The sequence below is a fragment of the Candidatus Desulfofervidus auxilii genome (assembly GCA_030262725.1).
Classification (GTDB): domain Bacteria; phylum Desulfobacterota; class Desulfofervidia; order Desulfofervidales; family Desulfofervidaceae; genus JAJSZS01.
Genome location: JAJSZS010000012.1, coordinates 1 through 23,335, shown reverse-complemented (window position 1 = coordinate 23,335; position 23,335 = coordinate 1). Strand labels below are relative to the sequence as shown.

Below are 23,335 nucleotides of genomic sequence, written 5' to 3'. Positions count from 1 at the left end.
TTATGAAAATCTAAGCCCTAATTTTCCCCATGTTTTTGGATCACGTCGCCAATAGGGCTGTACACGTACAAATAAATCTAAAAAAAGTTTTTTGCCAAAGATGACTTCCAATTCTTCTCTGGCTGCCTGACCAATACTTTTTAATTTTTGCCCTTTTTTACCTATAATAATACCTTTTTGAGAATCTCTTTCTACATGGATAATCGCACTAATATAAAGCATGTCCTTTTCTGGGATTTCCCTAAACTCCTCAACAGTTACTGCTACACTATAAGGTATTTCATCACGTGTTGTATTAATAATTTTTTCTCTAATAATTTCTGCAACTATCTGACGCTCTGTTTGATCTGTAATTATATCTTCAGGGTAATATTTAGGACCTTCAGGAAGATATTGAAGGATTTCTTTTAATGTATCTTCTAAACCTGCTTGCTTTAAGGCAGAAATAGGAATAAGCGCTTTAAAAGGATGAAGTTTTCTAAACTCATCAATAATAGGAAGAAGTTGAGGTTTAGCAATTTTATCAATTTTATTTATAAGTAAAATAGATGGTTTTTCAGGTACCTCTTTTAAATAAGTGTAAATAATATGACGTCCGTCCTCTAATCCTTTTGGAAAAGGCTCTATCATAAGCAAAATCAAATCTACTTCTTGCAAGGTTTCAACAGCCAATTGCACCATATACTTGTTATAAGGAATACTTGCTTCATGAATTCCAGGAGTATCTACAAATATAATTTGAGCTTCAGGTAAATGTAATACTCCTTTAATTTTGTATCTAGTAGTTTGTGGCTTTGAAGAAGTAATAGCAATTTTTTGCTGTAATAGAGCATTTAAAAAAGTAGATTTTCCTACATTTGGTGCTCCAATAATAGAAACAAATCCAGATTTAAATGTCATAGAATTTTGGTAACATTTTTTCAAAAAAAGTCAATAAGCACAATTTAAAATGCCAATAAAGGATTTAAGGAGGTCAAAACTATAAGGTTGACTTTTTTTTCATATTATGATAGTCAAGAAAAAAATTTGAATGCTTAAAGAATTAAAGGAATTTTTTGCTGAGTTTAGTAAGTTAATAACATATGCAACGCAAATTGGATTTGCGATTGTATTATCAATTATTATTGGTCTTGCGATTGGTTATTACTTGGACAAATGGTTAAAGATAACTTGGCCATTTCCACATTGTTTAATTGTACTTTTTCTGATTTTTGGAGTAATTGCAGGGTTCAGGAATGTTTTTATTATAATGAAGCGGATACAACGCGAAGGGAAAAAAAAGGGAATTTAATGATTGAAACTAATTTTGACAAATTACCTTCTATCTTAAAAAAAAGAAATTGGATAGTATTAAGTATATTATTGATTATTTCTATTCCTTTTATGTCTTGGCGATTAAGTTTAGGAATTTTAATAGGGGGATTATTAGTTAATATTAATTTTCATCTTTTACATCATACCTTAGTAAATACACTTTTAGTAAATAAAACTAAAGAAGGTGTGGTTCCTAAATCTTTATTACGTTTATTTGTTATTGGCATAATTATTTCAATAATACTTATTAAAGGATGGGTAAGTATTTTTGGTCTTGTTTTAGGTCTTTCAGTAGTAGTAATTAACCTTTTTCTTTTAGCATTAATGGAAACAAAAGAAATAATTTTTAATAGGAGGTAACAGATGGAACACCCAATTCTTTTTATGACAGTTTTGTTTGAAAAAATAGGACTTGGAGAATTTGCCCATCATTATCCTCAACTAGTAAATAGTTGGTTAGCTATGATAATTCTGATTCTTATGGCAATTTGGGCAAAAAGCAGTATTAGACCACTTGTTCCCACAAAAGTTCAAAATGTGTGGGAACTAATTATTGGAGGTTTAGAGGAATTTACAATAGGTATTACAGGAGAAGAGGGAAGACCTTATTACCCACTTGTAGCTACTTTGTTTATATATATCTTTTTATGTAATGTAATGGGGCTTGCACCAGGACTTATGGCACCAACAGCAAATTTAAATACCAATTTATCCATGGCTGTTGTGGGTGTAATCTTTGCAGAATTTGTAGGTCTTAAAAAACATGGTGCAAAATACATTAGACATTATACAGGCCCAATTCTTCCTTTAGCTATTTTATTTATTCCTATTGAAATAATAGGACGTCTTGCTCGTATCCTTTCTCTGACTTTCCGACTTTTTGGAAATATTGTGGCTAAAGAATTAATTATTGGTCTTTTGATTTTCTTAGCTGGTGCTTATTTAGCACCAGTTCCTTTATATTTCTTATTTATCTTATTATGTTTTATCCAAGCTTTTATCTTTTATATGTTATGTACAATGTATATTGCAGGAGCAATTGAAGAGGCTCATTAAGCGGGAGAAGGCCGCTTATTTTAAAATTCTTTTAAAAGGAGGTGTAAGGGATGAGGACGAAGGTAGCACTTTTAGCTGGAGCATTGGTTTTGGCTTTAACTAACTTGGCGTTGGCTCAGGAAGCAGCTGCTGTAGGACCTACTGGTTTGAAGTTCTTTATTACAACTGTTTTTGTAGCTGGTTTTGGTATTGCTATAGCTGCTTTTGGCGGTTCTTTGGGACAAGGTTGGGGTCTTAAGAGCGCAGTGGAAGGTATTGCAAGAAATCCTGAGGCTTCTGGTAAGATCACAGTTACTCTCTTGATTGGTCTTGCTATGATTGAATCTCTAGTTATTTATACCTTGGTTGTTGAGTTAATTCTCCTCTATGCCTACCCAATGGCAAAGCCACTCGCCAAGTTTGTTGGTTTAGAAGTAGGTTAATTCATATAATGGCCGGGAGTTTATCTCCCGGCCATTATTTTTTTATCAGGAATTAAAATGGATGAGCTTAATTTATGTGTACTTATAGTGGAAGATAATGCGTCTATTGCCAAATTGCTTTTATTAGTTTTTGAAAATAATAAATTTAAAACAAAATGGGTTTTTTTAGGAGAAAAAGTATTAAATGCCTGTTTAGAAGAAGTCCCTGATCTCATAGTGTTTGATCCTACTTTACCTGACAAAGATGGTTTTGAAATAATAAAAGAGATAAAGAACCATATTATTTTAAAAGAGGTTCCTATTATTTTTTTACTTGAAGAAGAAGAAAGACAAAACCTGAGGGCTTTACCATTTTCACCTTTAGATATTATGGTAAAGCCTATTAATCTTAATGAACTTGAATTGAGAATAAAAAATTGGATAGCATTTCTTGAAAATCAAAAAGCTCTAAAAAAAGCAGCAATGACTGATCCTCTTACTGGCTTAATGAATAATCTGGCATTAGAGACTGAATTGACTCTTAAATGTTATCATGGAGAAAAGTTTGAAAAAGTTTTTTCAACCCTTATGATGGATGTGGATCATTTTACTCGTTATAATGATATTTATGGTCATCAATTTGGAGACAGTTTACTTCAAGTTCTTGCTGTTTTTTGGTGTAGTTTGTTAAGGTCTGGTGATACTCTTTTTCGTTATAAAGGAGGACGCTTTGTTGCTATCATAGCTGATGCAAATTTAGAACGAGGAATGATGACAGCAGAGCGTTTAAGAAAAGCTACTTATGAAAGAAACTTGCCACATCAGCGAGGGATTGATAATCGAGTAACAATAAGTATTGGAGTAACTGCCTTTAAAAAAGGAGATACAGCTGGTACACTTTTACATAGAGTAGCTACTTATTTAGCTGAAGCCAAAAAATCAGGTAGAAATGTAGTAAAAGGTGGTGCATAACTTTTTATCAGATATCCTCCATCATTTCCAGCACCTGGCCCCAATTCAATGACATAATCTGCTGCTTTTATTATCTCTGGGTGATGTTCAACAATAACTATTGTATTATTTTTTTCAAGCAGTTTTTCTAAGAGCTCTAAAAGTTTTCTTATATCTTCTAAATGTAATCCCATACTGGGTTCATCTAAAATATAAAGAACATTATTGTTACCTTTTATTAATTCTCTAGCAAGTTTAAGTCGCTGTGCTTCTCCTCCAGAAAGACTAGGTGCAGGTTGTCCTAATTGAAGGTAGCCCAAACCAACTTTCATCATAATTTCAAGATATTTTTTTATATAGGGTATATGGCGAAAAAATCCATATGCTTCTGCAACAGTCATTTCTAATACCTCAGCTATATTTTTGCCTTTAAATTTTATTTCTAATACTTCTTCATTAAAACGCTTTCCTTCACAAGTTTCACAAGTAAGATAAACTTCTGGTAAAAGTGGCATTTCAATTTTAATAACTCCTTCTCCTTGGCAGACTTCACATCTTCCTCCTTTTGTATTGAGACTAAATTTTTCAGGTGTATATCCCCTTGCCTTTGATTCTGGTAAATTGGCAAATAAATGTCTAATATGACTAAAAAGACCAATATAAGTAGCTGGATTTGATTTATGTGTGCGGCCAATAGGCTGGGCATCAATAAGAACAACTTGTTTGATATTTTCTACTCCTTTTATTTCTTTTACTGGCACAGTAATCTCTTTTTTTGCTAACCATTGTTTTACATAATTATAAAGTACATCAATTGCCAAAGCACTTTTCCCACTTCCACTTACACCTGTAATACAAGTAAAACAATTTAAAGGAATAGATACAGTAATAGATTTTAAATTGCGAGCTGCTGCTTTTTCTATAATTAAATATTTATCAGAATATCGTTTTTGGCGAAAATATATTTTCTTACCTAAAAGATATTGAGCAGTGATGGTATTGCTTTTTTTAAATTTTTGAAAAGTACCAGAGAAAATAAGTTTCCCACCTTTTTCCCCTGCCCCTGGCCCAAGTTCAATTATATAATCAGCATTAGAAATTATTTGAAGATCATGTTCTACAATTAATATTGTGTTCCCCATATCTCTTAATATTTTTAAAATAGAAATCAATTTTTCTACTTCTTTTGGATGAAGACCAGTAGTAGGTTCATCTAAGATAAAAATTACGTCACTTAAAGGATGTGTTAAATAAAGAGCAATTATTAATCGTTGGTATTCACCGGTGGATACTTTTGTAACAGGTCGATTAAGAGGCAAATAATCAATACCTAAAATAGAAAGATTTTTTATCCTTTTTTCTATTTCTTTTAAAATTGGTATAGCGATAATTTTTTGTTGGGATGAAAAATCAATAGATTTTAAGAAAAAAAGTAATTCTTTTACTGGTAATTCACTAATTGAGGCAATATCTTTACCATTAAGTTTTATTGCAAGTGCTTCTGATTTAAGACGTTTTCCCTTACAAGCTGGGCAAACCTTTCCTTCCTTTTCTCCTATTCCCTGACATACAGGGCAGGCACCAAAAGGATTATTAAAGGAAAAAATTAAAGGTGTAATTGGAGGAAAGCGAAAACCACATTGATTGCATATAGATTCTAAACTAAAAAATAAAGTTTTATTCTTTTCAAGGATTTCTATTTTAACTTTCCCATTAGCTAATTTAAATGCCAATTCCAATGAATCTCTTAAACGTGTTTTAATATGATCTTTAATAATAAGACGATCAACAACTATATCTGCTTTTTGTGTTAATGGAGGAATTTCTTCGGTTAAATCATAAATATGGTCATCAATTTTTGCCTTAATAAAACCTTCTCTAATATATCTTTTCCAATCTTTTTCCCCTTTAATGACAATAGGTGCAAGAATGATGCATTTTTCTCCTTTAGGTAAAGAAAGTATTTTTTTAATAATTTCAGGCATAGTATATTTAGGAATAGGTATGTTACAATAAGGGCAATAAGGCAGTGCAACTTTAGCATAAAGAATACGTAAAAAATCATATATTTCTGTTAAAGTACCAACAGTGGATCTAGGATTAAATGCTGCCACTTGTTGTTTTATTCCTAATGTAGGAGAAAGCCCAATGATATTTTTTACTTTTGTTTTTTCAAATCTTGGTAAAAAACGTTTTATAGCTGGGTGAATAGCCATTAAATATCTTCTTTGACCCTCTTTGTAAATTACATCAAAAGCAAGGGTTGATTTTCCAGATCCACTAACGCCAGTTATGACTATTAGTTTATGTTTAGGAATACATAAGTTAAATCCTTTTAAATTATGTTCAGTTACTTCTTCAAGAATTAATTTATCCATTTTTAGTAAACTTCAACACAATATCCTAAAGGCACTGTTCTTTCACCAAATATTAATTCACTTACTACTTTTGCTACTTTTTCAGGTCCATATAAAGGCTTTCTTTCTGGAAACAATGAGCGATACATTCTTGTATCTGTTCCACCAGGACAAATAGCATAAACTTTTATACCTAAATTTTTTAATTCTTTTGCTAAAGCTTCTGTAAATCCAACAACTCCAAATTTTGAAGCGCAATATATAGAAAGTTCTGGAAATCCTGTTTTCCCTGCACCAGATGCAATATTTATAATAATACCATCTTTCCTGGCTATCATATAAGGTAAAACTAAATAAGTACAAATAAATATACCTTTTAAATTAGTATCAATAATTTCATCCCAATCTGAAGGAGTAATCTCTATAAAAAGTTTTCTTTGAGCTATACCAGCATTATTGATAAGAATATCTATCTTGCCAAAGGTTTTTATAGTTTCATTAAAAACTCTTTTCATAACTTCTATATTCCTTACATCTGCTTTAAAAGCTAATATTTTAGCCCCCATTTTCGAAAGCATTTCTTTTGTTTCAAAAAGTATTTCTTCAGTTTTTGCTGTAATGACTATTTGTTTTATCCCTCTTTTAAAACATTCAAAAGCAATAGCTTTGCCTATACCTCTTGCTCCTCCAGTAATAAAAATTGTTTTCATTGCCATTTTATTTTTGATGTATTATATAAGAGTTATGCTAGTAAAGCAAATTCTTGCAAAAATAGGAGAAGAAGATGAAGAAAAAGCCAGTAAAAAAAGCAGTAATACCAGTAGCTGGACTAGGTACTCGTATTTTACCAGCCACAAAAGCAGTTCCAAAGGAGATGTTGCCAGTAGTAGATAAACCGTTAATTCAATATATTGTAGAAGAGGCATTAGCTAGTGATATTACAGAGATTATTTTAGTGACTCGTCAGGGGAAATCTGCTATTGAAAATCACTTTGATAGTGATTTTGAATTAGAGACAATACTTGATCAAAGAGGAAAAAGAAAAACTTTAACAATCATTAAACATCTTGTACGTATGATAAACATTATTTCAGTTCGTCAAAAATATCCTTTAGGACTTGGACATGCTATTTTATGTGCAAAACCTTTAATATTTGATGAACCTTTTGCTGTATTACTCCCTGATGATTTAGTAGATAGTGAGAAGCCATGCATTGCTCAATTAAGTGAAATATTTCAAGAAACAGGAGCGCCAGTAGTAGCAGTAGAAAAAGTGCCTTTAGAAGAGATTTCTCGTTATGGGGTAATAGAACCAGAATATATAAAAGAACGTCTTTATAAAGCAAAAGGGCTTATAGAAAAACCTTTACCTGAAGAAGCCCCTTCAGATTTAGGGGTAATTGGTCGTTATATTCTTACTCCGGAAATTTTTCCTATATTAGAACGAATTCCATTTGGACGCGGGGGTGAGTTACAATTGACTGACGCATTGCATCGTTATAGTCAAATGAATGTTGTTTATGCCTATGAATTTGAAGGTAGACGTTATGATGCTGGAGAAAAGCTTGGCTATTTACAGGCTAATGTTGTTTTTGGTTTAAAACATCCTGAGTTTGGGGAAAAATTTAAAGAATTTTTAAAAGAAATTTTAAAGTAACATTATATTACGTTTATTCCATTATTTTAAATTGACATATTTTTTTAATTGTGTTAACTTTCAAAAAATTTAAATGTTTAAATTTAAATTTTTAAGAAAGAAATGAATAAAGAAGATGAAGAATCTGTAGAATATAAGTTACTTTTTGAAAAAAGTCCTGATCCAATTGTACTTGTAGGTAGTGATGCAAAAATAAAAATGGCAAATGCTGCTTTTTTGTCTCTTGTTGGAGAAAAAGCAGAAGCAGTGATTGGTAAATCATTTTTAGATTATGTAGCTCCTGAAGATAGAAAACAACTGAGTGAATATCATGAAAAAAGAAGATTAAATCCAGAGCTTGCACCATCTCGATATGAATTCACTCTTTTGACGAAAAAAGGTGAAAAAAAGATAATTGATCGTACAGTTATTCTTTTGCCTGATGGGAAAACTACACTTTCTGTACTAAGAGACATTACTGCCTATAAACAGCTTGAGGCTCAATTGATTCAGGCTCAAAAGATGGAAGCTATTGGTCGGCTAGTAGGGACTATAGCCCATGATTTTAATAATATTCTTCAAGGAATAATAGGTTATTGTCAACTTTTATTAGGAAAAATGAATGAACGTGACCCAAGATGGAAGTACATTTACCAAATAAATCAACTTTCAGGTCGAGCTGCTAATCTTATTCAACGACTTTTGCTTTTTAGCCGTAAGCATGTAGTAGAAACAACACCTATTAATCTTAACCAAATTGTGAATGATATGAAAGAAATGATTGTTCGCATTATTGGCGAAGATATTCAATGTGAATTCCTCTTAGAAAAAGAATTGTGGGAAGTAGAAGCAGATGTGAGTCAAATTGAACAGGTTCTTATGAATCTCATTACTAATGCTAGAGAAGCTATGCCTGAAGGTGGAAAATTGATAATTGAAACAAAAAATACAAGATTAGATAAAAAATTTGCTTCTATACGTGGAATTAGACCAGGCGATTATGTTGTGCTCAGTGTAACTGATACAGGAATAGGTATGGATGAGCAAATTAAACAACACTGTTTTGAGCCATTTTTTACAACAAAAAAAGATGGAACTGGTTTAGGATTGTCTATTGTATATGGTATTGTAAATCAAATGAAAGGTTGTATAAGAATTTATTCTGAGTCAAATAAAGGGACTACAATTAAGATATATTTGCCAAAAACAAAGTCTAATGTTTTTTTTCAAGAAGAAGCAGAAACATCAAATATAACATTAGGTGGTGGAAAAACTATTTTAGTAGCCGAGGATGATGAGGCTATAAGGGAAGTCTTAAAAGATATGCTTCAAGAATTAGGTTATAAAGCTCTTTTTGCCAAAAATGGTGAAGAAGCAATTAAATTAGCTGAGGCATATTCAGGGCCATTACATCTACTTTTAACAGATGTAGTGATGCCAGATATAAATGGTTATGAATTAGCAAAGCGTTTATCTACGTTGCATCCTAATATAAAAGTAGTTTATATGTCAGGTTATCCAAAAATAGATTATCCTGAAACAGATGCAAAAATCTTTATTCAAAAACCATTTAGCATAAATCAACTTGCTGTAAAATTAGAAGAAGCATTAAAAGAAGCTTAATCTTTTTCATTAATCCAAACTTCTCGATATCGCTTAAGTTGAGCAAGAGAAAGAGGGGTAAATGTGCCAAGACAACGTGCTGCCCAATATATACGAGCAATATGCTCTAATTCATCCATTAAATCAAAAGCTTCAAATAAATCTTTACCCATTGTAACTGCTCCATGCCTTTCTAAAATAATAACTTTGTGTTTGGCAAGGAGATTAAGGAGTGTGTCAGGTACTTCTCTAGTGCCTGGGGTGCTGTAAGTAGCCATTCCAATTTTTAAAGGAATAGCTTCAGGTAAATAAGGATAATCTAATCGAAAACCAACTAAAGTAAGAGCTACAGTAAAAGGGGGATGAGCATGGACAATAGCATTTACTTTAGGGCAATGCTGATAAATAGAAATATGCATAGGGAGCTCAGAGGTAGGTTCTCCTTTTCCCTCAACTACCTTTCCATCAATATTTACAATAAGTAAATCTTCATCTTTTAAAAATCCTTTATTTTTTCGTGTTGGCGTGACCAAAAATTTTCCTCCACTTAATCGCACACTTAAATTTCCTGTATTTCCACTAATAAGTCCTCGCTGATAAAGGGTGCGTCCTATAAGAATTAGTTGTTTTTTCAAATTGTTTAAATCATTCATTATTTGGTTTTAATGTCTCGGTTTTTCTCCAGACATAGTAAATACGTTGAAAAACAGTAAGATTGCTTAAAATTGCAAGAATGGGAATAATATATGTGAATGAATTAAATAATGCTCCTATACCAAGCAAAATGATCCTTTCAGGTCTTTCTATTAGTCCAATATTACATTTATGATTTAAAAATATTTCTGCTCTTGCCCTAGTATAAGAAGTCAAAAGGCTACCAGCAATGGTAAAAAGAGTGCAAAATAAAAGAAAAGCATCACGTATATGATAATAATGAAAACAAAGCCCAAAAAAGAAAAATAGGTCTCCATAGCGGTCTATAACTGAATCTAAAAAACCGCCAAATTCAGAGGTTCTTCCTGTTGTACGAGCAATTGCCCCATCAGCCATATCAAAAAATCCTGCAAAAAAAATAAAAAATCCCCCTATTGTAAAATAGCCAAATGCAAGAGAAAGACTAGCAATTACAGTTACAACTAGACCAAGTAAAGTATAAGTATTAGGAGAAATATTTTTAGGTAAACATCTAACAATATATTTGTCCAATTTGCCACCTAATTTGGCACTTAGCATAAAGACCTCATATTAGGGTTTTAATAGCACAAATTTTTTTGAAAATAAACCCCTAAGCGCCCATGCCCAAATAAGACTTACAAATCCACTTACAAAAAATGTCCAGGCATAACCTAAATGTTGGTTAATTAGTCCAGTAATACTGGCTCCTAAAAAGACAGAGATGCTTCTTAAAGTAAATAAAAATCCTGAGTGTCCTCCAAGCCTTTCTCCTGGAAAAAGACAGACAATAATAAAATTAATTTCTAATAAAAATAAAGAATCTCCTGCTGTATGTAAAAGGCGGGTAAATAAAAAGCTAGGAAAATTCCAAGTAAGTCCTGTAAAAAATTGAAAAAGTCCTGACCATCCCAAACTCAAAGCAAGCCAGAAAAAATCTTGGGTTTTTATTCGAGCCATAATTGGAGAAATTAAAGCCATCCAAAGTCCAATAACACTAAAAAAAATGCCAATATAAAAAGCTGAAACTTTAATATTCTCTTTAAGAAAAAGAACCAAAGCAGTTCTTTCTGCTCCAAAATGGAGTCCCATAACTAACATAGTAATTATAATAGGCCAAATAGCAGGATTTTTAAGATCAGTAAGATAAGATTTGAGTTCAAATTGAACAGGTTTTACATCAGGAAGGGTGAAAAGAACAATAGCAAGAAAAAGTGCACTAATTATTGCAAAATAAAAAAAATAATTAACTGAAATAAAGCGTAATATAATACCACCAAAAAACGGCCCTAATCCAAAACCTAAATAACTAGCTGCTTGAAAAATAGCAATCTCTTTTTTTGATTCTCCTACAATTTTAAAAAAAGCAGAAGGCAAAAGGATAATGAATCCACCTGCTCCAATTCCTCCTATAAATACTGCTAAAAGGAGAGGTAAAAATGATTTAAAATAAAAGAGACCACCAATATAAATAAAAAAAAGACCAAGTGAAAAGAAAAAAAGTATTTTTGAAGAAAATAGATCAAGAAGTATTCCCATAGGAAGCATAGGTAAAAAAGCACCTATAGAATAAGCACCAACTAAGATGCCAATTTGATCATCTCTTAGACCATAATTTTTAAGAAGTAATGGAATATAGGCAAGAACTGCCCAATAAGTAAGGGTGAAAAGAAAGCGAGCAAGACAAAAATTAAATGATTTTTCTTTCATATTTTTCAAATAACCATTTAGCTAATTTTTTTCTTGTATCTTTAAATGAAGGATGTGTAAATCCTTCTTTCCAATCAGGTTTAAAAATGTCTGATACTATTAATAAAGAGGCAACTTCTATTTCTTTTTTAACAGAAAATTCATAAAGAGTAGCTGTCTCCATGTCAATAGCCATAATCCCAAGCTTTTGATAAATTAAAATAGTTTCTTTTTTAAGTTCATATGGATTTTCAATAGAAAATATTGACCCTGAATGATAGGGAAATGGCAGATTAGCAATAAGGTAGTTTAAGAAATTTCTTTTAGGTAGAAAAATTTTTGTGTTTTTTCTTGCTTCTAAAGGCAAAATAATATCACCAATTTTTAAATTAGGACCTACACCTCCACACCAACCCCAAAAAAGAATTTTTTTTATACCAATTTTTATTAATTTTTCTAAAATTAAAATAAGTTGAGGAGCACCAAGACAAGGTCCAACAATTGTTAATGATGGAAATAAAAATAATTTTGCTAAATAGAGAGGTTGTTTTTTATCAGGTTTTGATAATAATGAAAGAAAAAAATTTAAATCTAAAGGATGGGCAATGATCAAAGCATCAGATTTTATATCCATGGCAAACTTAAACAGACAAGCAAAAACATAACAATGGAAAAAATACCATTAAAAGTGAAAAAAGCAACATTAACTTTTGAGAGATCAGAAGGCTTAACCAGCAAATGTTCTCCCATAAGGATTAAACCTGTTGCTATTAACCCGTAAAAATAAATAGGTTTTAATTGAGCACATTTCCCTGCAAAATAAAAGCATAAAATTGTAATAAAATGGGAAAAAGCAGAAATATATAAAGCATTTTTTATACCAAAACGTACTGGAATAGAATGGATTTTATATTTTTTATCAAATTCATAATCTAAACAGGCATAAATAATATCAAATCCTGCCACCCAAAATGCTACACCTGCCATCAGCAAAAGAGGAGTAATTTCAAAAGATGGTTTTATAGCAAGCCAGCCTCCAAGTGGAGCTAACCCTATTGCAATGCCTAAAAATAAATGGGTAAGCCAAGTAAAACGCTTTGTATATGAATAAACAGTGGCAATAATAACAGCATAAGGAGAAAGATGAAATACAAATTGGTTAAGATGATAAGTAGAAATAAAAAATACAATAATACATGAAGCAATAAAACCATGTACCCAGCGAGTAGTTAAAAGTCCTTTTGGTAATGCTCTATCTTTTGTTCTCGGATTTTTGGCATCAATATCCATATCCACAACACGATTAAAAGCCATAGCTGCACTTCTAATACTCACCATAGCAATCAATATCCAAAAGCACTTTTCTAAAGGAGGTATGCCTTTTTGAGCTAAAAATGCACCAATAAAGGCAAAAGGTAAGGCAAAGATACTGTGTTCAAACTTGATCATATTTAATGTAATTTTTAACTTTTTAAACATATTTCCACTCTTTTACTAAATCATGTTCTAATCCTAAATGATCTAAAACTCTTCCTACAATGAAATTTATCAAATCCTGAATATTTTTTGGTTTATGATAAAAACCAGGCATAGCTGGTAAGATAATAGCTCCTGCTTTAGCCAATTGAAGCATATTTTTAAGATGAATAATATTTAAAGGTGTTTCTCTAGGTACAAGGATTAATCTCTTTTTTTCTTTAAGCATAACATCTGCTGTACGCTGAATTAAGTTATGAGCTAATCCTTGAGCAATAGCTGCTAATGTACCCATAGAGCAAGGCATAATAACCATGCCTTTTACTTTCACACTTCCACTAGCTATAGGTGCCCACCAGTCATTTTCAAAATGAAGGGTGATATTAGCTGGCAATGTCTTTTCTATTGATATACCTATTTCCCATTCCCAAACTTTTTTACCTACTTCTGAAACTAAACAGATTAAAGGCAAATTTTTTTTATAAAAAAATTCAATCAATGTCTTTGCATAAATAGCTCCACTTGCTCCAGTAATGGCTAAAATATAAGGATTTATTTTATACCCAGTCTTTCCCACAACTTATCTATCTTTTCCTTTACTTCTTTTTTCATCTCAATATCAGGAGGCCATTTCCTTGTAAATCCTTCTTCTTTCCATTTTCTAGTAGCATCTATTCCCATTTTACTACCTAATAAAGGCAAAGGAGAGGCATGGTCTAATGCATCTACAGGCCCTTCTACAAAAACTATGTCTCTTTTTGGATCAATATTATTTCCCAATCGCCAAAGGACTTCAGAAATATTTTGAACATTTACATCTTTATCAAAAATAACAATAATTTTTGTAAAAGAAAGCTGTCCCATACCCCAAATTGCATGCATAACTTTTTTGGCATGACCAGGATAACGCTTATCAATGGAAATAAAAGCAATATTATGAAACACACCTTCAATAGGTAGATTAATATCTACAATTTCAGGTAATTGTTTTTTAATTAAAGGCAAAAATAATCTTTCTGTTGCCTTTGCAATATAACAGTCTTCTTGAGGCGGACGTCCAACAATAGTAGCAGGATAAATTAAGTCCTTACGGTGAGTAATACATGTAATATGAAATACAGGATAATTTTCAGGTAAAGAATAATAACCCGTATGATCTCCAAATGGGCCTTCAATACGCCTTTCTTTTGGTTCTACATAGCCTTCAAGAACAATTTGACTGGTAGCTGGTACTTCATGGTCAATAGTAATACATTTGACCATCTCTATAGGTTCTCCTTTTAAAAAACCAGCAAATACAACTTCATCTATATCTTCTGGTAAAGGGGCAGTAGCAGCATAAGTCATAATAGGATCAGGCCCAATGGCAACAGCCACCTCTAAACGTTCTCCAAGTTCTTCAGCTACACGATAATGTTGTGCCCCACCTTTATGAGGATGCCAATGCATACCAGTAGTACACTTATCGTAAACCTGCATCCGATACATACCAACATTGCGGATTTTGGTAATAGGATGCTTAGTAAACACTAAGGGTAAAGTGATGAATGGGCCTCCATCTAATGGCCAACAATGCAAAATAGGAAACTTCATTAAATCTATATCTTCTCCCTTTAAAATCACTTCTTGACAGGGTGCTTTTTTTATCAACTTTGGAAACATATTGCTTAATCTCTTTAACTTTGGCAAAAGTTTTATCTTTTTTATCAAACTATCTGGCTTTTCTATCTCAAAAAAAGTTAATATCTCATTGCCCAATTCATCTAAACTGTTTACTCCTAATGCCATACACATCCTTTTAAAAGAACCAAATGCATTTGTTAAAACTGGAATACTATGTCCAATAACATTTTCAAATAAAAGCGCAGGCCCATGTCTTTTGCATACCCTATCAGTAATTTCAGTAATCTCTAAATAAGGACTTACTGGTTCCTTAATTCGACATAACTCACCTTCTTTTTCAAGTGCCTTAATAAAGGCTTGTAAATCTTTATAAGGCATATGCTTAATCTGCCACATTCATAAAAAAAAAGCAATTGCTAGCTAAAAATAAAAACTTTGTTATATACAAGTTAATGATAAAAATGATTATATAAAGCCTTAAAAGTCTTAGCAGACTATTTAAAAAATGATTTTTCATATTATTACTACTGCTAAAAGTTTAAAACTAGAATTATTGGCATATTTATTGCACAATCATTTACATAAAGTGGGGGTAGAAAGTTGCTTTTGTTTAAGGTTTTTAAGGTAATTTTTAAAAACATCAAAATTTTTTTCTTGATAAATTTTTTTCATCTATGGAAATCTTTTTCACATAACTATTTGATTAAGTCTTATTTTATAGAAAAAATCTATATATTTAAAAGGAAAATATTTTCCATTTTATGGGAAATCTCTTTCTCATGAAGCAGGACGAGATTTGTAGTTAATAAATATGAAAAATTTTGATTCTTGTGTTGAAAGGTATAAAAAACAGAAGAAGGAGGGTAATATGAAGAAAGCGGTGAAAAAAATAAAGTTTTTAACAATAGTTATAGCAGTACTTACAATTATAGTCATCTCAAGATTGGTTTTAGCCATTCCCATTGTGCATGTGAATACAACAGTCACATATGATCCTGTTACTGCTGTATATACATATAACTATGAAATAGCAAATGACCAAAATAGTCCAGATTATGTAGGAATTTTTGACCTATTTCCTGCTGTTTCTGTTTTTGACATTGTTTCACCTACAGGCTGGGATTATATGGTTGCTGGTAATTGGGTTGAATGGTATTCTACTTGGCCTACTTATGATATTGCCCCGGGTGGTTCTCTTTCAGGATTTTCATTTAAAAGCTATGGCTCCCCTGGAACGATTACCTATGATGCTGGTGCATGGGGTGCTGCTTATCCTGATGACTATGCATTTGGCAATACCGTAGGTCCTGTTCCAGAACCTGCCACTTTATTACTTATAGGAAGTGGTTTAGCTAGTCTTGCTCTAGTTAGAAAGAAAATTAGAAGACAAAATTTTTCTTGACAAAAAGAAAACGACAAGTTATTTTTAAAAAGTTGGAAACTATAAATAAAAGAAAGTTAGGATAATTAAATTTTTTAATGAAGTGAGGTGTATTTTTATTTCTCTTTAAGAGTTTCCAACTATTATAGGTATTATTTTCATCATTGGGTTAAATACCCTTCTCGCAAAATCTATAAATTCTTAAGTAATTTTTGGAGGAAGTTTTTATGAAAAGTAAATTTGGAGGAAACATTATGAAAAGTAATTTAAAAAGTAAGATTCAAATATTGCTCTTTTTCCTATTCATTATATTTTTTCTCCTTTCCCATAAAACTTTTGCAAATATCCCAGGCAGTGCTACTGGTGGTGGCTGGTTTATGAAAGGTAGGTATAGATGTACTTTTCAAGTGGATGTAAACTATACAGCAGGAGAAGCTGCTCCAAGTGGTTTGCTAAAATATACTGATCAGGAAATAAGATTAATAGTTGCCAGTGCTTCTATTACATCATTTATTGTTTCCGATAACAAGGCTACTATTAAAGGTGAATGTATAGTAAACAGAGTTAGTGGATATACATTTATTTTTGAGGTAACAGATGGTTCACCAGATTATGTAAGTATAGAAATAAAAGATTCAGAGGGTGCTACTTATTATAATGCTGCTGGAAGTCTAGCCTATGGAGATGTTGAAATTTCTATTACTGGGCCTCCTACAGATACAGTACCTCCTAGTATTTCTATTTCGCCTCAAGATGGTTCAGTTATAACTGAAACAAAACCTCAAATTGTAATCACTTATTCTGATGCTGAGTCTGGCATAGATTCAACAACTTTTTATGTAGAAATAAATGGGGTAGATAGTACTAGTCTATTTGCAATTACTGATACTCAAGCTACCTATCAAGTTGTAACTGATTTGCCTATAGGAGAAAATGTAATTACTGCTCAAATCAGTGACTATGCAGGAAATACTTCTACTATTACATCTAAATTTACTGTAAAACCACTTCAAGCTATTCCCCATGCCTCTCCAACAAGTGGGGTTGTCCCTTTAACTGTAACTTTTACCCCTGAAGCAATAGATACAGTAGGCACTGTAATTCGTTATCAATGGGATTACAATGGAGATGGTATATATGATAGGACTGATTATATTCCTACTACAAGTAAATATACCTATAGAACTCCTGGTGTTTATCAAGCTACTTTAAAGGTAATAGATAATGTTGGGCTAACAGATGAGGCCAGTATTACTATTGCGGTCTCTAGTGCTCCTCCTGTGGTTTCAGCCAGTGCTACCCCTACAAATGGACCTATTCCTTTAACTGTAAACTTTACAGGCACAGCTAGTAGTCCTAATGGGGCTATTGTTAAATATGAGTGGGACTTTGATGGTGATGGGGTATATGATTGGGAATCAGATACTTCTCCTGACACTTCTTATACTTATTATTCAGTAGGCACATTTTATGCTACTCTTAAGGTAACAGATGTAGCTAATGCTACAGCTACTTCTTCTGTTATTATCAGACCACAACCCGCAGGTTCTCCTACTGTTAATGTAAGTGCTTCTCCAACAAATGGAAGTGCACCATTAACAGTTCATTTTTCTGGCAGTGCTACTAGTCCCAATGGAAATATAATTAGATACGAATGGGATTTTGATAATGATGGTATATTTGACTGGAGCTCAGAGACTTCAGCAGATGTGACTTATACTTATTATGAAGGTGGTATTTTTGATGCTACTTTAAAAGCCATAGATGAAGCGGGAATGGAGGGGTATGCAAGTATAAGGATTAATGTGAACATTATACTCTCCTTGAGCAGGGATAAAGATACTATAAATCCCTCTCAAGGAGATACAGTTACGATAACTACGCAATATTCTGGCAGCGCTATTATAAATATTTTGGTTAAAGATAGTAATGGTCAAATAGTGAGATATTTAGTAAATGGCGAGGAGAGGACTGCTGGTACCTACGAAGATGTTTGGGATGGAACAGATAACCATGGTAATATCGTTCCCGATGGTGTGTATTATTTCGTGGCTGAGGCTATTATGCCAGGTGGGCTTAGCCAAACTTATGATTTAACAGGAACAGGTATAACAGGTACGAGGCGTTCTATTGGTGGTTATAGCGCGAGCTTTCCATCTACATTTGCCCCTTATGAGGATCAATTCTGTACCATTACCTATAATGTACCGGTAGCGAGCAAAGTAGTCGCAGATATTTGCCCTTATAGCTATTATGGAGAAAGGGTAAGGACACTTTTACAATTTGAACCTCAAGGAAGAGGTTCTCATACCATTTATTGGGATGGGATGAAGGACGATGGCACGATGGTTCCTCCAAACACACGATGGTTAGTGACCATTTGGTCTTATGATATATCTCCTAACGGAGTCGTTGTAGAAGGAAGCAAACCAGAGATTACTGATCTTTCAGCAGATCCAAATTATTATTGCCCTGACGAACCTATACCTACAGGTTTTAGACAATTAAATATTTCCTTTACTTTATCTAAAACAGCTAATGTAATTGTGAAAATTTATGATTCTAATAATACATTGGTAAGAACCATCTCCCAAAGCAATCTACCTGCTGGTGAAAATACTATTACTTGGGATGGAAAAAATGAGGTTGGAGAATATGTTATTGATACTGCCTATCATATAGGCATTAAAGCTATAGACAACCAAGGAAATCATTCTTTAACCAGATACGCACATGTAATTTTATTCTATTAAGTAGGAGGTGCAAATTATGTTGCGTAAATTTAAAGGGAAAAAAAATATAAGTCAAATTTTAATATTTGTATTTATCTTTTGGTCTATAGGTACCTATTTACCATCATCTTCTTATGCCTGGCATTATCCTTATGACCAGGGACATAAAACAACTATGCCTAAACCTCCAAAACCAGAACAAAAACCACCTAAAAAATGTGAATCTTCTACAAAAGCCTCTCCCGTGTATGCAAGCACAGGTAATTATGAATATGTACATAAAGACTTATTTATACCTGGCCGTATTCCGTTAGAAATTACAAGGATATACCACAGCCGAGATTGGTACAATGGCCCCATTGGTTATGGATGGAACTTTACTTATAATATCAGGCTTATTAGAACGACAGATAGTAAAGGAAACTATTACGTAATTATAAGAGATGGAGACGGCAAGCGAAGAAGATTTGATGAAAATCCAGATGGAACTTATACACCAAAAGGTGGGTGGTCTGACCCATTAGTTAGAAATTCTGATGGTACCTTTACATATACCAAAATAAGCACAGGAATTAAATATAATTTCAATCAAGAAGGCTTTCTTACTAGCATTGAGGATTTAAATGGTAATAAAGTTACCCTCTCCTATTCGGGCGCAAAGTTAATAAGCATTACTGATCCTGCCGGGAGGAAATTAGAATTCTCCTACGGACCAAATGGCAAGATTGCCACCATTACCGACCCTGCCGGAAGGGTATTTTCTTATGCCTATGATGAAGCGGGCAACTTAATTCAATATACCGACCCTGCAGGTAATAGCATTTATTATGAATATGATGATAATCATAACCTTATAAGGGTTAAGAATAACGATGGCAATGTAATAAAAGCTATTACTTATGATAGCCAAGATAGAGTAAAAACTTACACAGAACAAGGGAGAACCTATAACCTGTATTATTATCCTAATTATACATTGGTAAGGGATCCAAGAGGCCATTATACTTACTATTATTATGACGAAACAGGTCACCTTACAAGAAAAGTTGATGCGTATGGAAACTCAAGCTATCTTACATGGGATGAAAATTTCAACAGAACCAGTGTTAAGGATAAGCGTGGCTATACAACTACATATACTTATGATTCTAATGGTAACCTGCTTACTGCCACCAATCCCTTAGGTAACACAATTACATATACATATGATTCTACATTTAATAAAATAAAAAGCATTACTGATCCTTTGGGACACACTACTACCTTTGAATATGATGAACGTGGAAACTTAATCAAGCGAATTGATGCTCTGGGCAATGTGACTCAATATGCCTATGATGAGAGGGGCAACCTTATAAGCGTAACCGACGCTAGGGGAAATACTACTCATTATAGCTACGATGAATATGGAAATCTTACAAGTATAACAGATGCCCTAGGCAATACTACAACCTTTACTTATGATATATTGGGCAATCGTACCAGCATAACAGATGCTTTAGGAAACACTACTACTTATGAATATGATGTCCTAGGTCGACTTGTCAAAGTAATAAATCCCGCCGGCAAAACGACCACTTATACATATGATGCCAATGGAAATTTAACCAGTGTTACAGATCCTAACGGAAATACGACGAGGTATGAATATGATATCTATGGGCGTTTGATAAAGGTAATAGATGCAGAGGGCGGCATAACCCAATATACTTATGATGCCGTTGGCAATTTAACCAGCATTAAAGATGCCAACGGACATAAGACTACTTATACTTATGACAAGTTAAATCGTTTAATAAGTATTACTGACCCTTTAGGGCATACTACTCGTTATAGCTATGATGCTGTAGGTAATAAAATAAGTCGTACTGATGCTAATGGTCGAACAACGTATTATGACTATGATGCTTTAAATAGGCTTATCCGGATTAGATATCCTGATGGAAGCACTGTGCAATATGCTTATGATGCTGTGGGGAACCTGATTTCTGTTACTTCACCAAACTATCAGGCAACATTTACTTATGATGCACTTAATCGGTTAATCAGTAAGACAGAAAAAATATTTGATCTTCCAGAAAAGACCATTACTTATAACTATGATGAAGTAGGCAATCGTATTTCTATGACTGATCCAGATGGTGGAGTAACAACTTATACCTATGATGCCCTAAATAGGTTAATTTCCTTAACAGACCCTACAGGTGGGGTGACTACTTTTACCTATGATGCTTTAGGTAGGCGCATCAGCATCACTTATCCAAATGGCACTAAAGCTATTTATACTTACAGTAGCTGTTGTGGGGAGTTGCTTTCCTTAGTCAACAAAAAATCAAACGGAGAGATCATCTCAAGCTATGAATATACCTATGATAATGTTGGCAACAGGCTTTCTATGAAGGAGGCAAATGGCGACGTTACCACCTATGAATATGATAAGCTTTATCGGTTAACAAAAGTAGTCTATCCAGATGGACGCACAGTTACTTATACCTATGATCCGGTTGGTAATCGTTTGAGTATGAATGACAATGGAAACGTAATTAATTACACCTATGATGCAGCAAACAGGCTCCTGCAAGCGGGGAACGTGACTTTTGCCTATGATAATAATGGGAATACTATTAGTAAAACGGACGCAAGCGGGATAACAAATTATCAATATGATTATGAAAACAGGCTGATTGGAATTACCTATCCAAATGGTTTAACAAATTCATTTGCATATAGTCCTGATGGAAGGCGGATTAAAAAGGTTGATAGCAGTGGGACAACTTATTACTTACTTGATAGAGAAAATGTCCTGCAAGAGTTAAATAATGAAGGAGCAACAAAAGCGCATTATGTCACGACTTTAACCATAGATGATTTAATTAGTAGGATAGCTGAAGGGAGTATTGTGTATTATCATAAAGATGGTCTAGGCAGTGTGACTGGATTAACAGACACTGCTCAAAACTTGATAACTGCATATGAATACGATGCGTTTGGAAGTATTACTGCTCAAACTGGGACAATAAATAATCCTTATAAATTTACTTCACGGGAGTTAGATATTGATTCGGAATTGTACTTTTATAGATTAAGATATTATAATCCAATAATAGGCAGATTTAACTGTAAAGATCCTTTAATATATTGTATTAAAGGTTGTAGTTTCCAAAGTTACAGTTATGCTTTTAATAATCCTGTTAATTATATAGATCCACTTGGTGCATGGGGATTAGGTGCAGGCGGAGGTGGTAGCATATGTATTCCTACACCTTGGTATGTTGGTATTGGTGGTTCTGTTTCTTACACATTCGGCTGTTGTAAAGATGAATGTGGTATAACTTGTGCGAACATGGTGACAGTATGTGTAGGAATTTGTACACCAGGAAAAGGGGATAAAATTAGCAAGAGTGGAGGGGTAGGAGGTGGAATTAGTACTTGTAAAAAAGCAGGTGGAGGATGGTCTATATGTGTTTCTTGTAGTGCTTGGGTAATTAGTTGTCAACTTTGTATAGGGATACCGGATTTAACTTTTACATTTGGTTGTTCACGAGTCTGGGGTGGAGGTGCAGGTTGTGACGTTGGTGGGTGTTACACTTTTGTTATATAAATTTTTTCAATAAAAAATTTTTAAAAAAATATTTTATGAATATTTTAGTGCTAAAATATGGCAAAAGTTTCTTATTTATTCTAATTTGTCTTTTTTTAACAAGTTTTATTTTCAGTTTTGTTTCTATAAAGCGTTTTTACAATTTAAGAAAAAAACATATTCTTTTAAAAAAAAGAGGAATTGTTACAATAGCTCATATTCTTAAAAAAGAACTTACGGGATTTCGTGGTGGTTATGCTTTAATATATTATGAATTTCTTGATCAAAAACAAAAATTAATAAGACAAAAAGAAGAAGTAGGGAGAAAATTATTTAATAATATAAATCCAGGCGATAAAATAAAAATAAAATATTTGCCTGAAAATCCTTCTATAAGCCTTATTGTTAATAACAAATCTCCTTTAATTGCTAGGGGGATTTATATGAGTATTTTTATTTTTTTATTTTTAATAAATTTAGCTGTTATTTTTTATATTATTAATGATGTGAAAAAAATTAATTTTTTATATAAAAATGGCATAAAGACAAAAGGGATTATTTTAAAGAAAACAGGAACTACAGTTTATTATGAATTTACTGACGAGAAAGGCATAACTTATAAATCTAAAGAATGGTTTCCTTTTTCAAAATTTTTATCAAAGTTTGATAAAATTGTTATTGTTGTTTATGATCGGAACAATCCTAAGAAAAATGCAATTTATGTTAAAGATTTTAACCAATGAGAAAAACTTTGAATTTCCGTCAAAACCCATAGAGTTTGGTAACTAAGGAGGTGATAAAGTATGGCACTTAAAAGTATAGGTTTATTAGTTTTATCCTTTTTATGATAACAACAATTTCTTTA

General features: G+C 32.6%; 21 protein-coding genes. 11 read left to right on the top strand and 10 right to left on the bottom strand.

The window, feature by feature from the left end:
• Positions 1 to 900 carry a GTPase Era gene (era, locus tag LWW95_07525; protein MDL1956879.1) on the bottom strand — a complete coding sequence of 300 codons (900 nt, stop codon included), beginning with the start codon at positions 898 to 900 and terminating at the stop codon, positions 1 to 3.
• A 130-nt stretch (positions 901 to 1,030) separates the two neighbouring features.
• Here era and LWW95_07520 point away from each other — a divergent pair, with 130 nt between their 5' ends.
• The 5 genes from LWW95_07520 to LWW95_07500 are packed head-to-tail and all read left to right on the top strand — an operon-like array spanning position 1,031 to position 3,743.
• On the top strand, positions 1,031 to 1,291 hold the full coding sequence (locus LWW95_07520; GenBank protein ID MDL1956878.1) for an AtpZ/AtpI family protein: 261 nt from the start codon (positions 1,031 to 1,033) through the stop codon (positions 1,289 to 1,291).
• Positions 1,291 to 1,674 carry an ATP synthase subunit I gene (locus LWW95_07515; GenBank protein MDL1956877.1) on the top strand — a complete coding sequence of 128 codons (384 nt, stop codon included), beginning with the start codon at positions 1,291 to 1,293 and terminating at the stop codon, positions 1,672 to 1,674. The genes LWW95_07520 and LWW95_07515 overlap by 1 nt, the downstream gene beginning before the upstream one ends.
• A 3-nt stretch (positions 1,675 to 1,677) precedes the next feature.
• Positions 1,678 to 2,370 (top strand): F0F1 ATP synthase subunit A, encoded by a 693-nt coding sequence (gene atpB, locus LWW95_07510; GenBank protein MDL1956876.1) that lies wholly within the window; start codon positions 1,678 to 1,680, stop codon positions 2,368 to 2,370.
• Between the two features lie 50 nt (positions 2,371 to 2,420).
• The gene (gene atpE / locus LWW95_07505) at positions 2,421 to 2,792 is read left to right on the top strand and encodes an ATP synthase F0 subunit C (protein ID MDL1956875.1); all 372 of its coding nucleotides are present in this window, start codon (positions 2,421 to 2,423) and stop codon (positions 2,790 to 2,792) included.
• A 57-nt stretch (positions 2,793 to 2,849) separates the two neighbouring features.
• Positions 2,850 to 3,743 (top strand): diguanylate cyclase, encoded by an 894-nt coding sequence (locus tag LWW95_07500; GenBank protein ID MDL1956874.1) that lies wholly within the window; start codon positions 2,850 to 2,852, stop codon positions 3,741 to 3,743.
• Here the strand turns inward: LWW95_07500 and LWW95_07495 are convergent.
• Both LWW95_07495 and LWW95_07490 read right to left on the bottom strand, forming a co-directional pair.
• Positions 3,689 to 6,100: an ATP-binding cassette domain-containing protein gene (locus LWW95_07495; protein ID MDL1956873.1), complete on the bottom strand. Its 2,412-nt coding sequence runs from the start codon at positions 6,098 to 6,100 to the stop codon at positions 3,689 to 3,691. The genes LWW95_07500 and LWW95_07495 overlap by 55 nt on opposite strands.
• A gap of 2 nt (positions 6,101 to 6,102) precedes the next feature.
• On the bottom strand, positions 6,103 to 6,795 hold the full coding sequence (locus tag LWW95_07490) for an SDR family oxidoreductase (protein ID MDL1956872.1): 693 nt from the start codon (positions 6,793 to 6,795) through the stop codon (positions 6,103 to 6,105).
• Between the two features lie 68 nt (positions 6,796 to 6,863).
• Between LWW95_07490 and galU the strand changes: the two genes are divergently transcribed.
• Both galU and LWW95_07480 read left to right on the top strand, forming a co-directional pair.
• Positions 6,864 to 7,736 (top strand): UTP--glucose-1-phosphate uridylyltransferase GalU, encoded by an 873-nt coding sequence (gene galU / locus LWW95_07485; protein ID MDL1956871.1) that lies wholly within the window; start codon positions 6,864 to 6,866, stop codon positions 7,734 to 7,736.
• A gap of 102 nt (positions 7,737 to 7,838) precedes the next feature.
• Positions 7,839 to 9,338, top strand: a complete 1,500-nt coding sequence (locus tag LWW95_07480; protein MDL1956870.1) for an ATP-binding protein — start codon at positions 7,839 to 7,841, stop codon at positions 9,336 to 9,338.
• Here LWW95_07480 and LWW95_07475 read toward each other — a convergent pair.
• Genes LWW95_07475 through LWW95_07445 form a run of 7 tightly spaced genes read right to left on the bottom strand, consistent with a single transcriptional unit; the run spans position 9,335 to position 15,155 of the window.
• On the bottom strand, positions 9,335 to 9,970 hold the full coding sequence (locus tag LWW95_07475) for a class II aldolase/adducin family protein (GenBank protein ID MDL1956869.1): 636 nt from the start codon (positions 9,968 to 9,970) through the stop codon (positions 9,335 to 9,337). The two genes, LWW95_07480 and LWW95_07475, sit on opposite strands and share 4 nt — an antisense overlap.
• On the bottom strand, positions 9,963 to 10,550 hold the full coding sequence (locus tag LWW95_07470; GenBank protein MDL1956868.1) for a CDP-alcohol phosphatidyltransferase family protein: 588 nt from the start codon (positions 10,548 to 10,550) through the stop codon (positions 9,963 to 9,965). Before LWW95_07470 ends, LWW95_07475 begins: the two co-directional genes overlap by 8 nt.
• Before the next feature lie 12 nt (positions 10,551 to 10,562).
• Entirely contained in the window at positions 10,563 to 11,699 is a 1,137-nt protein-coding gene (locus tag LWW95_07465) for an MFS transporter (GenBank protein ID MDL1956867.1), read from the bottom strand.
• Entirely contained in the window at positions 11,680 to 12,312 is a 633-nt protein-coding gene (locus LWW95_07460) for a hypothetical protein (protein ID MDL1956866.1), read from the bottom strand. Before LWW95_07460 ends, LWW95_07465 begins: the two co-directional genes overlap by 20 nt.
• Positions 12,303 to 13,157, bottom strand: a complete 855-nt coding sequence (gene ubiA / locus LWW95_07455) for a putative 4-hydroxybenzoate polyprenyltransferase (GenBank protein MDL1956865.1) — start codon at positions 13,155 to 13,157, stop codon at positions 12,303 to 12,305. The genes LWW95_07460 and ubiA overlap by 10 nt, the downstream gene beginning before the upstream one ends.
• Complete coding sequence (locus LWW95_07450; GenBank protein MDL1956864.1) at positions 13,150 to 13,731, bottom strand: UbiX family flavin prenyltransferase; 582 nt, start codon at positions 13,729 to 13,731, stop codon at positions 13,150 to 13,152. Before LWW95_07450 ends, ubiA begins: the two co-directional genes overlap by 8 nt.
• The gene (locus LWW95_07445; protein ID MDL1956863.1) at positions 13,707 to 15,155 is read right to left on the bottom strand and encodes a menaquinone biosynthesis decarboxylase; all 1,449 of its coding nucleotides are present in this window, start codon (positions 15,153 to 15,155) and stop codon (positions 13,707 to 13,709) included. The genes LWW95_07450 and LWW95_07445 overlap by 25 nt, the downstream gene beginning before the upstream one ends.
• A 490-nt stretch (positions 15,156 to 15,645) precedes the next feature.
• On the opposite strand from LWW95_07445, the gene LWW95_07440 reads away from it, so the two are divergent.
• From LWW95_07440 to LWW95_07425, 4 genes are all read left to right on the top strand, one after another.
• On the top strand, positions 15,646 to 16,179 hold the full coding sequence (locus tag LWW95_07440) for a PEP-CTERM sorting domain-containing protein (GenBank protein ID MDL1956862.1): 534 nt from the start codon (positions 15,646 to 15,648) through the stop codon (positions 16,177 to 16,179).
• A gap of 206 nt (positions 16,180 to 16,385) precedes the next feature.
• The gene (locus tag LWW95_07435) at positions 16,386 to 18,911 is read left to right on the top strand and encodes a PKD domain-containing protein (GenBank protein ID MDL1956861.1); all 2,526 of its coding nucleotides are present in this window, start codon (positions 16,386 to 16,388) and stop codon (positions 18,909 to 18,911) included.
• Between the two features lie 16 nt (positions 18,912 to 18,927).
• Positions 18,928 to 22,491: a DUF6531 domain-containing protein gene (locus tag LWW95_07430; protein ID MDL1956860.1), complete on the top strand. Its 3,564-nt coding sequence runs from the start codon at positions 18,928 to 18,930 to the stop codon at positions 22,489 to 22,491.
• Between the two features lie 35 nt (positions 22,492 to 22,526).
• Positions 22,527 to 23,213, top strand: a complete 687-nt coding sequence (locus LWW95_07425; protein ID MDL1956859.1) for a hypothetical protein — start codon at positions 22,527 to 22,529, stop codon at positions 23,211 to 23,213.
• The last annotated feature ends 122 nt before the right edge of the window (positions 23,214 to 23,335 follow it).